At 52.6% G+C, this 13,155-nt stretch carries 10 protein-coding genes; 4 read left to right on the top strand and 6 right to left on the bottom strand.

All coding sequences use genetic code 11. The features are described 5' to 3' along the window. Nucleotides 1–88: 88 nt before the first annotated feature. Nucleotides 89–631 (top strand): hypothetical protein, encoded by a 543-nt coding sequence (locus OOT00_RS08890; RefSeq protein ID WP_265425022.1) that lies wholly within the window; start codon nucleotides 89–91, stop codon nucleotides 629–631. A 63-nt stretch (nucleotides 632–694) separates the two neighbouring features. On the opposite strand, the gene OOT00_RS08895 is transcribed toward OOT00_RS08890, so the two are convergent. Further along, nucleotides 695–2,098 carry an OmpP1/FadL family transporter gene (locus tag OOT00_RS08895; RefSeq protein WP_265425023.1) on the bottom strand — a complete coding sequence of 468 codons (1,404 nt, stop codon included), beginning with the start codon at nucleotides 2,096–2,098 and terminating at the stop codon, nucleotides 695–697. 325 nt (nucleotides 2,099–2,423) lie between these two features. On the opposite strand from OOT00_RS08895, the gene OOT00_RS08900 reads away from it, so the two are divergent. Then, complete coding sequence (locus OOT00_RS08900; protein WP_265425024.1) at nucleotides 2,424–3,197, top strand: MBL fold metallo-hydrolase; 774 nt, start codon at nucleotides 2,424–2,426, stop codon at nucleotides 3,195–3,197. An 82-nt stretch (nucleotides 3,198–3,279) separates the two neighbouring features. On the opposite strand, the gene OOT00_RS08905 is transcribed toward OOT00_RS08900, so the two are convergent. The 3 genes from OOT00_RS08905 to OOT00_RS08915 all read right to left on the bottom strand — a co-directional run bounded on the left by OOT00_RS08905 (nucleotide 3,280) and on the right by OOT00_RS08915 (nucleotide 6,742). Further along, on the bottom strand, nucleotides 3,280–4,767 hold the full coding sequence (locus OOT00_RS08905; RefSeq protein ID WP_265425025.1) for a leucyl aminopeptidase: 1,488 nt from the start codon (nucleotides 4,765–4,767) through the stop codon (nucleotides 3,280–3,282). A 19-nt stretch (nucleotides 4,768–4,786) separates the two neighbouring features. After that, nucleotides 4,787–5,770, bottom strand: a complete 984-nt coding sequence (gene glpX / locus OOT00_RS08910; protein ID WP_265425026.1) for a class II fructose-bisphosphatase — start codon at nucleotides 5,768–5,770, stop codon at nucleotides 4,787–4,789. Nucleotides 5,771–5,959: 189 nt separating this feature from the next. After that, nucleotides 5,960–6,742, bottom strand: coding sequence for an alpha/beta hydrolase (locus OOT00_RS08915; protein ID WP_265425027.1), 783 nt, complete (start codon nucleotides 6,740–6,742; stop codon nucleotides 5,960–5,962). Nucleotides 6,743–6,851: 109 nt separating this feature from the next. Between OOT00_RS08915 and rlmD the strand changes: the two genes are divergently transcribed. After that, on the top strand, nucleotides 6,852–8,246 hold the full coding sequence (rlmD, locus tag OOT00_RS08920) for a 23S rRNA (uracil(1939)-C(5))-methyltransferase RlmD (RefSeq protein ID WP_265425028.1): 1,395 nt from the start codon (nucleotides 6,852–6,854) through the stop codon (nucleotides 8,244–8,246). 166 nt (nucleotides 8,247–8,412) lie between these two features. After that, nucleotides 8,413–10,221 (top strand): ABC-F family ATP-binding cassette domain-containing protein, encoded by a 1,809-nt coding sequence (locus OOT00_RS08925; protein WP_265425029.1) that lies wholly within the window; start codon nucleotides 8,413–8,415, stop codon nucleotides 10,219–10,221. 70 nt (nucleotides 10,222–10,291) lie between these two features. Here the strand turns inward: OOT00_RS08925 and OOT00_RS08930 are convergent, their stop codons facing one another. Then, on the bottom strand, nucleotides 10,292–10,921 hold the full coding sequence (locus OOT00_RS08930; RefSeq protein WP_265425030.1) for a LysE family translocator: 630 nt from the start codon (nucleotides 10,919–10,921) through the stop codon (nucleotides 10,292–10,294). Nucleotides 10,922–10,935: 14 nt separating this feature from the next. Beyond that, nucleotides 10,936–12,924, bottom strand: coding sequence for an acyl CoA:acetate/3-ketoacid CoA transferase (locus OOT00_RS08935; protein WP_265425031.1), 1,989 nt, complete (start codon nucleotides 12,922–12,924; stop codon nucleotides 10,936–10,938). Nucleotides 12,925–13,155 lie beyond the last annotated feature (231 nt).

Genomic DNA, 13,155 nt, shown 5'->3' on the forward strand with positions numbered 1-13,155 from the left:
GTTCTTGCAGGGGGTGCGGGAGAAGCTTTGCATAAGGAAAGCAGGGAAAAAACCTGTAGCGGATAAGAATTGTCCGGACCGCAGGCATATGGAAGCTCTTGTTGCATTGCAGGATCAGGGTGGCAGAGAGCTTGTGCAAAGGATGCTGCAGACAACGGAGCTGCCTGCCTGGGCCACGTTGCTGCAACAGCGTTTTCATGAGGTGCTGGAAGAAAAAGCGAGTTATCTTGCTGACCGGAGCGCCTTGCCCTATCCCGAGTCCTGGATGCGACTGGCATTTAAGGTGCAGGCACTGCGCTGTATTTCAGCGGGGCAGGATTCCCTGCTGGATGCCATAGGGAAGGGACTCGATCATCTTGCCTGCTTTCAGCCCCTGAATCCTCTGGACAGGGAGTCTCTCACCCTTGTGGAACGGTACAGGGATGAAATCCGGCAAGCGGGTGTTTCTCCGGGAGCGGAAGACGGGATATTTCTTTCCGATGGTACTACCCTCCGGGAGGTACTGCAGGGCTATACCAAGGCTCTCCCCGTATTCAATCGCTACCATGATCGGGTGGAGGCTTCCAAAAAAATGTACAGGGAAGAGCTGGGGGCCTTTATTGCTGTTGTACGGGTATCTGTTAGGCCATAAAGGGGATGGCAGGTAAAGGGCAGGTAATGGAACCTGCCTTTTACCATGGCAGAAACATGAATATCAGAAGCGGTAACTCAGGGTCAGGCCGGCACCCAGCAGATGACCGCCTGCTTTGGCGAATACTCGTGGATCGTTTTGTTCAATAACGTCGATATAGCTTTTGTTGAAGTTGTCCGATTCTCCACCGACAATGCGGTCCTGTTCCACGGCGGTGTACTGCAGCACCGTATCCAGAGTGAAGTTGCCGAAATGGAAACCGGCTCCTATGGAGTAGGTTTTTTTATCGGCGTCGGGCCACATCAGATCAAGGGTGTCATCGGGGATGGGGCTGGGGTCGTAGAAATAACCGCAGCGTAGGGTGATCAGCTCACTGAGTACGTACTCTGCGCCAAAGCGGATCTGACGTGTGTTGTCCCAGTTACGATCATAGGCAAGATCGAATGGTGCGCCCGTATGGGGGGTTATATGCTCCACCTGACGCTTGTTGATGCTCCACTCCGTCCATACCAGGTCAAATTCCATGGAGAAACGATCATGGGGAGCATAGCGGATACCGGCCTGTATCTGCTGGGGGTGATTGTAGTCCATGGTGGCCTTACCAATTTTCACGCCATTTCTTTTCAGATCTCCGTCAAAATCCGTACTGGTCTCACTGCGGTAGGTCAGACCGAGGGTGATGGTATCCATGGGCTTGTACATGATGCCGAAATTGAAGGAATAGTTCAGATCGTCGGAAAGCTCCAGTTCAAGAACCTGCCCATGCATTTTGAGAGCGTTGTCTAATCGAATGCGGGCTGCTTCCTGTTGGGGCGTGATTATGTTAGCCGCTTTTAGTGCCTCTAAGTTCGCAAGTGTTCCTTGAGCAACTGGGATGCTACTATTTGAGAAATAATAGGGTATTTTCTTTCCCCCGGCTTCAGACCGGCCTATGGAAACCCCAAAGCCCAGTGATACATGCTCATTGATTTTGTAGGCCAGTGTGGGTGTCACGGTAATGCGTTTGTAATAGGAGTGGTAGGAGGAGTGAACGCCAGGATTTTTTGCCGGATCGTTGGGCCATTCCACTTCGAGACCCCAGGGTGCGTAGGCTGCTACGCCCAGCGCTATCCTGTCTGTGAGCGGCATGGCAAAGCCTATGTGGGGGGCTGCCAGTGTGGGAAAATCATCACTCACAGTAAAGCTTCTGCCCTGAAATGAAGGGTCCTGAGTGCCTTCAATACGCAGTCCCTTGGCTTCAAGGTCCGGTTCGATGACATGAACTCCCATGGCCAAGGTGGGAGAGGTAATCTGTGTCAGGCCTGCGGGATTGTAGTAAACCGCAAAGGGGTCATCGGCATAGGCGGAATAGGCCCCACCCATGGCGGTGGCCTTGGAGCCGATGCCAAAGGTGTCCACACAGCCTGCATAGGCTGTAGTGACGATTAAGACAAGGCCGGCGAAGAGAGCTGTGAGACACTTTTTCACGAATAACCTCCTTGGAAATAAGTGGAAATACGGGGGTAGAAACGAGTGTCTTTTTTTCATGAACCGCTCCCGTCATAAAAGGGAAGGGCAATGAAATGAGCGCTTGGTATGAATGCCGTTTATTATTCGATAGCAGTGTTCGCATTGCATATCGGGGGCTAACCAGGATGTCAAGAAAAAAGACCCTGTTTATGTTTTCATATTCAGCTTTTAGGGCGGACATGATATAAAAATTGTCTGCCCATTCTGCTGTTTCGAGGTTTTTCAAAAAATTTCCGGGTTTTCGGGCAGGCTGGTTGTTGTTTTGTCAAGGGAGGGGCTTCAAATGCGGATTTATGCGGGGGATGGCTATATACAGATGCTATTATTTGCACTGTATCCCGATGGGAGAGTTCTGGCCCTGGATGGAGGGTGTCGTTGCGATATTCCGGTTATGGAGAGAATGCTGGAAGAAGGAATGGGAAGACGGTGGTCGGATGTGGGGCTGCAGATTGTTTCCCACATTCATCCGGACCATGCTGGAGCGGCACCTCTGTTACAGCGTCGTTATGGACTCAGACTGGCGGCCCCGGAGGGGATTAACCGCTGGTATGCGGGAATGGGGGGATTTCTGCAGCATAAAATTGATATTTTTCTAGGGTATTTTGTGGTTTATGTGATGAAGAAACCATGGAAAAATTTATTCTACAGAAGAAAAATATCTATGGACCATGCATTAAGAGATGGTGATCGTCTGCCGGGTTTTCCGGACTGGCAGGCACTTCTCACCCCCGGGCATACGAATCATGATATGGTTTTTTATCATGCAGAGACAAAAACTCTGTACGCGGCGGATGTAATTCTCTATGTAAACCGGCGGTTTCAGCTTCCTTTCCCCGTATCCTTGCCGGATGAAATGGAAGAAAGCCTTCTTCGTATCCGAAACCTGGATGTGAAAACCCTGATTCTGGCTCATGGAGGTATTCTTGAGGTGGAGGGCGTGGCGCCAATTGTGGATATCCTTCTGGCACGGCTCTCGGAAACCACTATAAATCCGATGCTCAGGCGTATCCGGCCCCTGACACGGTTTTCTCCGGCTTTGCGCGATCACCTTCTTTAAAGCCGTTTTTCATGGGAAATCCGGGGCCTGAGCGGCCCCGGACTAGAGATTCACGCGGGTATGGGCTGTGGGCCTTTTTGGGTTACAGCATTTTTGTTTCTTCAAGGTCCGTGAGCAGCCCGTGCAGCAGCCTCACCCCGAAACCGCTTCCTCCAGCAGGGCAGTATGCAGAGGCCTTGGAAAGATAGGCCGGTCCCGCAATATCTATATGTGCCCAGCGGGTTTTCCCCGTAAATTCCTGCAGGAAAAGGGCTGCGGTGATGGCACCGCCGTTTCTTGTTGTGGAAACATTACGCAGATCTGCCAGTTCGCTTTTCAGGAGCTTCTTATAGTCTCTGGGAAGGGGCATGGGCCAGCAGCGTTCAAAGGTTGCTTCTCCTGCTTTTGCCAGCGCCTGGGCCAGGGTGCTATCCTCCGTAAAGCCTCCTGCCATATCCTCTCCCAGAGCCACCATGCAGGCTCCCGTAAGGGTAGCCATATCTATCATCAGATCTGGTTTTTCAACTTCTGCAAGCCATGCAAGGGTGTCGGCCAGAATCAGGCGACCCTCTGCATCGGTGTTCATGACTTCTATGCTTTTACCGTTGTAGGCCCGGAAGACGTCACCCGGCCGGTATGCCGTTGCAGAAGGCATATTTTCTACAATGGGAATAGCGGCAATGAAGCGGAATGATGGCCGGGTTCTGGCAAGGGCAATGGCGGCTCCTGTAACGGCGGCTGCACCTGCCATATCCATTTTCATGCCTTCCATGCCCGCAGGTGGTTTCAGATCCAGTCCGCCGGAATCAAAGGTAACCCCCTTTCCCACAAGGGCAACGGTTTTGTCTGCAGCCTTTTCAGGGTTGTAATGCAGAGTAAGCAGGCAGGGCTCTGCATCGCTACCCTGAGCGACGGCAAGCATGGCACCAAATCCCAGCTGCGTGAGCTCCTTTCTGCCCATGCGCCGAGTTGCAAGCCCCTCGTTCACGGCCGCCTTTTCAAGCATGTCCGCAAGGGCCTGGGGTCGTTTGTCATTGGGGGGGATGGATACCCAGGAGCGGGCGAGGTGGGTGGCCGTACAGACGGCCTGAACTTCCGCAGCCATGGCTGTAAGATGGCGCAGTGATGCCGTGTCCGTCAGAATAAGAATTTCCTGGAGGGCTTTGATTTCGCTTTCTTTTTTATAGGCATCAAAGCGGTAGTTAGCCAGGACGAGGCCCTCAAGCAAGCCTTTTACCAGATGGTTTTCCAGCAGACTTTTTTCCGCATCCGGCAGAAAAACCCCCATCACTTCCTCTTTTGCTTCCATGGCTGCTTTGACAGCAGCAGCGGCAGCTCTGCGGAAGCTTTCGGCGTTCAAATCTTCTTTTTTACCCACACCTGCCAGAATGACCCTGGGGGAGGGCATTCCTTCCGGCATGGAAAGAAAGTAAATTTTTTCAGCTCTGCCACCGAATTCTGGCAGATTTCTGATTTTTTCACAAAGGGTGGCTTTGTCTCCGTCTTTATATAATGGTTTGTCTTCACAGACAAAAAGTATTCTGGTGTAAGGTTTTTCCGTTATGGACGGGTAAGGATGAACAGCAAGCATGGAAGCTCCTTTTTCCTGGTTAGCCGTAGTTTACAGCACTGAACTGCTGTAGTTTTGTGAGATTGTGGATGGAGCGGACATAGCGCATGGTACCCGTACGACCCCGGATCACCAGAGAATCCGTAGTGGCACTGTTCCCAGTGTAGCGAACACCGGGAAGAAAGGTGCCCCCGGAAATACCCGTAGCCGCAAAAAAAACATCATCGCTTTTCACCAGATCCCGGACGGAGCGGATTTTTTTCATATCAATGCCGGCTGCATGCAGAGCTTCCCGTTCTTCGCTGCTCTGGGGATTCAGGCGGGTGAGCATTTCTCCGTTGAGTCCACGTATGGCACAGGCAGCAAGTACACCTTCCGGTGTCCCTCCCGTACCCATCATGATGTCCACTTCGCAGTCCGGGTCAATGGCCATAAGGGCACCGGCCACATCTCCGTCCGTATGCAGCTGAATTCGGGCACCGGCTTTGCGGATGGCTTCAATGAGTGGTTTGTGCCTGGGCTTATCCAGTACAAAAACAACCAGATCTTCCACGTCTTTGCCAAGGGCTCTGGCAATTTTGTGGAGGTTCTCGGGAACGGGTGCGTCCAGGTCTGCCACGTCTTTAGCCGTTTCCGGCACTACGAGCTTTTCCATGTAAAAACTGGGGCCGGGGTTGAACATGGTGTCATAGGGAGCCAGCCCCACAACGGAAATGGCATTGGGTCTGCCAAAGGCAAGAAGGCTTGTACCTTCCACCGGATCCACAGCCACATCCACCATGGGGCCTGTGCCGTTCCCGACCTTTTCTCCGTTATACAGCATGGGGGCTTCATCTTTTTCACCTTCACCGATCACAATGCGGCCTTCCACGGGAACGGCGGCGAAGGAGAGCCGCATGGCATCTACTGCGGCCCGGTCTCCAGATATCTTGTCGCCACGTCCCAGCCAGCGGGCCGAGGCCAGCGCTGCGGATTCCGTAACGCGCATGAGATCCATGGCAAGGTTGCGCTGGGGTATTTCCATGGTACTTCCTTTCTGTTCATTCAGGTGGTTTTGCCTTATCCACCCGGTGTATGATGATCTGTCGGTTTCAGCCATGTGCGGTCAGATTCAGAAAAAGACTGCTGGCAGATTACTCCTGAGGCAGCCGTCACGGGCAGAATACCGGCTGCCCCAGAGATGGGCAATCGACTCAAACAGGCAGTGCGGGATTCACATGCCGCAAGTTCTGGCTTTAAGGGTCAGTTTTTCTTCGAAAAAATCAACAGCCCTTTTTAGCATAATTTTCTGGTGGCCCGGATGGCTGATGCGGTGATCGCCTCCTTCAAAGGCAATGAAGCGTTTGGGTTCTGCTGCCAGCTCATATACTCTGTGCCCTTCTTCCACCGGAACAACTTTGTCATCGGTTCCGTGTACAACAAAAAGATTCCGCATGGCGGGTATGCGTTCTGTCAGGTCGAAATGGAGATTTTTCGTAAAAAAAGTTTCAGGGAGTCCGCTTTCCTGCAGAATGGCGGCCATGTCTGCTGGCTCCTGCTGGGTCAGCACCCGCCCCTTGATCAGGGGGGCAATCAGGAAGGTGGCCGCAGGCCGTATGGTAGACCAGGCACTGATACAGGTGGCCCCGCCCATGCTGCTGCCGAAAAGGCCGAAGGGTCTTCCGAGGTCTTTCCGGAGGGACAGCATTTCCCAGGCAGCAACCATGTCTTCCACCCGGGTGTCCAGGCTGCTTTCTGCAAGATGGCCTTCCGAATTTCCGGAACCTCTGTGATGAAAGCGGAAAAAACCCACGCCACAGGCAAGCAGACTGCTGGCAAGGTCCCGTTGCTTGCTGGAGTCCGCATCACTTAAAAGACCGTGGGATCCAATGACAATGGGTGGGTTTTTGATATCAGGCAGGTGGAGAAAGCCGGAAAGGGAAAAACCGCCGGAGGTAAAGCGAAGAGCTTCGCACGGCTCCTGGCCTGTTATTGTTTTTTCAGATGTTTCTTGCATGATTTCCTCATAGTGTTCATTCTTGAATGCTTGATTTTTCATCAGACAAAAGATTATATAGAAAACTTTTTACCTTGTCACTTCCCGGAACCTTAAATAGCGGAACCCTATGAGCGATATCAGAAAAAAGCAGGAAATAGAACTGGATGTTACGGACATGGCTTTTGGCGGCAGGGGACTTGCCCGTGTGGATGGTCTGGCCGTGTTTGTGGATGATGCTGTGGCAGGAGACAGGGTAAGGGCCAGGGTGGTGAAGAAAAAGAAACGCCATGCTGAGGCAAAAACCCTGGAAGTTCTGTCTCCTTCCGCAGACAGGGTGATACCGGTTTGCTCCTATGCCGCCCATTGCGGAGGCTGTAAGTGGCAGCATCTTCAGTATGAAAAACAGTTGCATTATAAAACTCTTCAGGTGGGGGAAGCCCTTGAGCATATAGGTGGCATAAAAGGAGTTTCCGTTCTTCCTGCTCTGGCTTCTCCACGGTCTTTTCATTACAGAAACAAGATGGAATTTACCTGTACGGACAGCCGGTGGCTTCTGCCGGAAGAACTTGCCAACCCGGATGTGAAGAAGGATGCGGCCATAGGTCTGCATGTACCCGGAGCTTTTGACCGGGTGCTGGATATTCACAAATGTCATATACAGCCTGAAAGGGCCACCCCGCTTTTAGACTTCATTCGTAGAGAAATTCTTGCCTCGGGTCTTCCCATGTACGGGTTGAGAAGCCATGAGGGTTTCTGGCGTTTTGTCATGCTGCGTCATAGTCTGGCGGATGATGTTTTTATGGTCAATCTCGTGACAAAAGACCCGGACGCGGATGTGCTCCTGCCCATGGCAGAGCGTATCCGTCAGGCTTTTCCGGAAGTTGTGAGTGTGGTGAACAATGTGACCCGCCGTAAGGCAGGGGTTGCCATTGGTGAAGAGGAATTTCTTTTGTCAGGGGAACCGGCCATCTATGACGCCATTGGTTCCTTTCGCTTTAAAATTTCAGCCAATTCTTTTTTTCAGACCAATACGGCGGGTGCGGAAAAACTGTACGCTCAGGTGGCCGCCTATGCGGAGCTTCGGGGAGGGGAAAAGGTACTGGATCTCTATTCGGGAACAGGCACCATTCCCATTTTTCTTTCAAAAGCAGCTTCGGAAATTATTGGCATAGAAATTGTTGAAAGTGCTGTGGCCGATGCCAGAATGAATTGCCTTGAAAATGGTGTGGAGAACTGCCGTTTTATTCTGGGAGATATGAAAGATGTCCTGCCCGGTCTGGATGCAAAGCCTGATGTGATGATCATTGATCCGCCCAGAGCGGGCATGCACCCGGATGTGGTGAAGCGCATTCTGGAGCTGGCACCGGAGCGTATGGTCTATGTATCCTGCAACCCTGCCACCATGGCAAGGGACCTGGCCATGATGCAGGGTGCCTATGAAATTCTTGAGGTACAGCCTGTGGACATGTTTCCCCATACCTTTCACATTGAGGCTGTGGCAAAGCTGAGGAGAAAATTGTAGGGAAAGCATGGTGCGGGGGGATGGCTGAAAAGCTTTGAAACGAAATCTGGTTCACCTGATTTTTTAAAAAGACTTGAAAACCATGCAAATCCATCAGCGGTCTCTGCATGGCTACTTTTTTTGATGCCGGCGTTCAACCGGCACAGAATACAGATAAGGATTGTTTATGGCAGCACTGCTTACGTGGAAGGGACTTTCCAAAACCTACGGAGAACAACTTCTTTTTGAAGATCTTCAGATTGCCGTGGAAGAGGGGGAAGCTCTGGGGCTGATCGGTCCCAATGGGTCGGGCAAAAGTACCCTCCTCAGCATCATGGGCGGTCTTGTGAGCCCGGACAGGGGAGACAGGCTCATGCGGAAGGGGTTGAAGGTTGCCTTTCTTTCTCAGGACGACTCCTTTACGGAAAATCACACTGTCCGAAGAGTACTGGAAGAGGCGGCGGCGGCGGGTCCGGAAGATCCGGAGGCTTACGGCCGGATCCGCCGTATCATGGGAGAAGCCGGATTTCCGGATCTGGATGCGGAGGTCGGTACTCTTTCCGGAGGGTGGCGCAAGCGTCTTGCCATTGTCCGTGAGCTGGTGAGGCTTCCGGAGCTGCTGCTGCTGGATGAACCCACCAACCATCTGGACGTGGAGGGGATCCTGTGGCTGGAAGACAGACTGAAGACGGCTGATTTTACCTTTATCAGCGTTTCCCATGACCGTCGTTTTCTGGACAGGGTCTGTCGGCGCATCATGGAACTGGGCCGGTATTACCCGGACGGTTTTTTTTCCGTTATGGGCGGGTATGAACGGTTTACGGAGCAGAGAGAGCTGTTCTTGCAGCAGCAGGAAGAAAGGGAAGCCAGGCTGCAAAACCGTATGCGAAGGGAGACGGAGTGGCTGCGCCGCATGCCCAAAGCCCGGACCACGAAAGCACAGTATCGCATTGATGCAGCAGCCAGACTCGAAGATGAACTGTCTTCCGTTCGTTTTCGCAATCGTCAGCAGACCCGTGTAGAGATAGGGTTTGATACCACTCAGCGCAAAAGCAGAAAGCTGGTGGAGGTCATGGATCTGGGGGGCCGGGTGGAAGGCAGGGAATTGTTTTCCCATATTTCCCTTGTACTTGCACCGGGCATGCGTCTGGGGCTTGCGGGAAAGAATGGTGCGGGAAAATCCACTTTTATGCGTATGCTGGCTGGAGAGCTGAGGCCGGACTCCGGAGAGGTGCGTTGGGCGGAAGGGCTTTCTGTCGTCTATTTTGACCAGAGTCGTGAAAATCTGGATCCGGATATCTCCCTCAAGCAGGCCCTCTGTCCGGATGGTGACAGTGTCATGTATCAGGGCCGTAATTTTCATGTGGCCAGCTGGGCTGCAAAGTTCCTTTTTAAGGCGGATCAGCTGTATCAGCCTGTGGGAAAATTATCCGGCGGAGAAAAAGCAAGGATTCTTCTTGCCAATCTCGTGCGGCGTCCTGCGGATGTACTGCTTCTGGATGAGCCTACCAACGACCTGGATATCCCCTCCCTTGAAGTTCTGGAAGACAGCCTGCAGGAATTTCCCGGAGCCGTTGTGCTGGTCTCCCATGACCGTTATCTCATGGACAGGGTCTGCCAGCGGGTTCTGGGCTTTGACGGTAAGGGCAATACGGGTCTTTTTGCTACCATGGATCAGTGGCTGGCTGATATCCGGCTGAGTGAAAAACCAAAAGAAAAAAAAACGGGGAATCAGACTCCTAAGAAAGAAAAGAAAAAAAGCGGCAAGCTTTCCTATAAACTTCAGCTGGAGCTGGATGGTATGGAACAGCGGATTCTTGAGGCGGAAGCAAGACTTGAGGACTGCAACCATCGTATGGGTGCTGACGAGGTGCTGGCAGATGGGAACGCCCTGCAGTTTCTGTGTGGGGAGCTGGAAGAGGCAGGCCGTGAAGTGGAGGCCCTTTATGCCCGCTGGGAAGAGCTGGAGCAGTTGCGGGAGGAGGCAGAACGCTAAACGGCTCCATGTTCCTGACAGATTGGGTAGGGAGGCAAAGGGCTTTTCAGCGGAAAGGCCCTTTGGTTTGTCAGCGTTCTGAGCGTACAAGCATGAGGGCCAGACCTATAAAAACCGTTCCGGCAAGACGGTTCAGAGTTTTCTGAATACGTTCCGACCGATTCATCCATTGGCCGAGGGTGCCTGCGGTGAGAGCTATGCTCCCGAAAACAAGGAGGGTGGCAAGAATGAATAAAAGACCCAGAACCAGGATCTGTGAAGATACAGAGCCCCCTGCAGGAGAGACAAACTGCGGGAGAAAGGCCAGAAAGAAGATGGCAACTTTGGGGTTGGTGACATTCATGATGATGCCCCGGCAGTAAAGACGGAAAAGTCCGGGCCGGTTCTCCTGATGGATAGGGACATCCGTGCCGGAAGCCCGGAAAGCCTGTATGGCCAGCCAGATAAGATAGGCCCCTCCAATGCATTTAAGCAGGGAAAAGGCCGTGGCCGAGGTCTGAAAGATGACGGCCGCTCCAAAGGCAACAGCCGCGCTGTGGCCTATAAGTCCCGTACAGAGTCCGGCCATGACCATCAGCCCTGCAATCCTTCCATGCAGTGCGGACTGGGTAAGAACAAAAATATTGTCCGGACCCGGTGCCAGTGCGAGGAGAAGGGATGCGGTGAAAAAAGGTAAGAGGATTTCAAGGGAGACGGGCATGTCGTTTTTCCGATTCAGGGTTTCAGTATCTCAAGGGCCTTTCGGGCTTCTTCCGGGCTTTCGTATATGTGGGGAGCCACCTGTCGTCTGATGAGGGCATCGCCCAGCTTCATACGCATGAAGGCACTGGTGGTGTAACGGGTAACGCCCGTGTAGAAGCGTTTTACCAGTCTGTCCACCATTTCGATATAGGTGTCCAGCAGTTCCGGGTGAATGCGGAAATTATCGTAGTTGACAATGGCCGCAACCTTGTGTCCCAGAGGAGCCAGTATGGCGGATGCCGTTTCCTCGATTTCAAGAATATCTTCTTCCCTCCAGATGGAAAAGCCCTCAAAATTGACAAAGAAGGTATTGTCTTCACTTTGATATTGCAGCCTGTGGGCAAGGGGAAGTTCCAGCAGCTCTTTTTTAAGCCCCATGGGTTCCGTCAGGAAGATGCGAGTGTCCATGGTTATGAGCTTTTCTGCGATTTGTGGACGGAAGTCCATCTGGCTGAGGATATCCTTCTCGATGTCCATTCCGGGTGCAATTTCCGTTAGTAGAAGGCCCTGATCCGTAAGCTGAAAAACACATCTCTCCGTAATATACACTACGTGCTGTCCTTTTTTGGCAGCAACCTTACCGCTGAAGGTGATCTGTTCCACATCCCGGACAAATTTTTTGGATTTTCCTTCCTGAAGGATACGCAGCTGACCGTTATCAATGCTTACATCAAGGCCGCCAGCCGTAAACGATCCCAGAAAAACCACCCGTTTGGAGTTCTGGCTGATATTGATGAAGCCGCCTGCTCCTGTGAGACTTTCGCCAAACCGGCTCACGTTGAGGTTGCCGAAGCGATCCGCCTGTGCCAGCCCGAGAAAGGCGATGTCCAGACCGCCCCCGTCATAAAAGTCAAACTGAGAAGGCTGGTCAATGATGGCGTCTGTGTTGATACCCGTTCCGAAATCAAGGCCTCCGGAAGGAATGCCGCCAATGACCCCGGGCTCTGCCGTAAGGGTCAGATAATCCAGCACCTTTTCTTCATGGGCTACGGATGCTACGCCTTCGGGCATACCGATACCGAGGTTCACCACGCTGTTGGCCCTCAGTTCCAGTGCCGCCCTTCGGGCAATCACTTTGCGCAGGCCCATGGGCATGTCTTCCATGGACTGGGAAGGCACACGGATTTCACCGCTGTAGGCGGGGTTGTAAAAGGAGGAAAGGGTCTGCCAGTGATTTTCCGGGCTGGCCTGCACCACACAGTCCACAAGAATTCCGGGTATTTTAACGGCTCTGGGAGACAGGCTGTTGCGCTCGGCAATGCGCTCGACCTGCACAATAACAAAACCGCCTGAGTTGTGGGCTGCCATGGCCATGGCCTGGGCTTCCAGTGTGAGGGCTTCTTTCTCCATGGTGATATTGCCGTCAAGATCCGCCGTTGTTCCCCTCAGTATGGCCACATGGATGGGAAAGGTTTTGTAGGCCAGGTATTCTTTTCCGTCAAATTCTATGAGCTCCACAAGATCTTCCGTGGTGCATGCGTTTACCTTGCCACCTTCCAGCCGTGGATCCACAAAGGTACCCAGCCCCACAGGGCTGATGGTGCGGGGTTTGCCTGCGGCTATATCCCTGTACATATGGGCAATCACTCCCTGGGGGAGGTTGTAGGCCTCAATACGGTTTGCCATGGCAAGTTTCTGCAGCTTCGGTACCAGCCCCCAGTGGCCACCAATCACTCTTTTCAGTAGTCCTTCATGGGCGAGGTGGTTCATTCCCTTGTCTTTCCGGTCTCCGATGCCTGCCGTATAGACAAGGGTCAGGTCCCTCGGCTTGCCAGTTTCCAGAAATTCACACTGAAGAGCCTGTATGATTTCTTCGGGTATTCCCGTTGTGACAAAACCGCTGATGGCCAGCGTATCACCATTGCGTATGACCCGTATGGCTTCTTTTGCGGAAACGATTTTGCCTTTTTTTACCCTGCTGGAAGCAAGGTTGGAAATGATGGGATGGCGGGGCTGTGTCATTCTCGCTCCTTGAAGAATACTGGATGGATAAAAAACTTTGGATGGTACTCAGAACAGACATATTTATAATCCTATACCATCGGAGAGTGGGATGGTATAGGATTATGAATATGGCGGCAGGCAAAAGGGTAAAGGTTTCGGGTTGCAGGGTCTGTCCGGTATTTGTCGGGAGCCGCTGATGGCTGCCATAGGGTCAGAGCGTGGAAGCCCGGTGGAGCTGCTAAGGAAATA

It is taken from the genome of Desulfobotulus pelophilus (assembly GCF_026155325.1).
Lineage (GTDB): Bacteria > Desulfobacterota > Desulfobacteria > Desulfobacterales > ASO4-4 > Desulfobotulus > Desulfobotulus pelophilus.